The organism is Shigella sp. SIG6 (genome assembly GCF_053555815.1).
Genome location: NZ_JBQZXC010000318.1, coordinates 1 through 474, shown reverse-complemented (window position 1 = coordinate 474; position 474 = coordinate 1). Strand labels below are relative to the sequence as shown.

Genomic DNA, 474 nt, shown 5'->3' with positions numbered 1-474 from the left:
CCGATCATGGTGGGAAGGCTTAGAACGCCATATTCAGTTTCCCATAGTGGAACATCACTCCCAGCTTAAAGCGCTCCCGGTTGCGGTAGCCCTTGGCTTTTATTCTCAGCAGCCTGATCTTGCTGTTCAGTGCTTCCGCATTTCCGTTTGATACGCCATGGCGCATGGCGTTCAGGATACCGTACAACCTTTTCCCTATCGTTTTAGCCACATTCTTCATCATGGGGACGTCACTGTTGGCCGCAGCCATCTCTGCCAGTCGTTGCGTCTTTCCTCGCTCCATGGTCTGCTCCAGATATCCTTTGCCAGTTCTTTCAGCGCCCAGCACAGGCTCGTCAGCTTCATCTGCGCACGCAGCCATATCAGCTTTTCCTGCCTGGATTCGGTCATCCATTTATCGCTGTGCTGCCACAGGAAGCGAGTTCCCTTTGCCTGACGACGACTTTCAACAGGAAGATGCGGATGTTCATTCTG

General features: G+C 52.7%; 1 pseudogene. It reads right to left on the bottom strand.

What is annotated here, in order from left to right:
• Positions 1-19 precede the first annotated feature (19 nt).
• A pseudogene (locus tag ACUU1M_RS20595) lies at positions 20-414 on the bottom strand (transposase).
• Positions 415-474 lie beyond the last annotated feature (60 nt).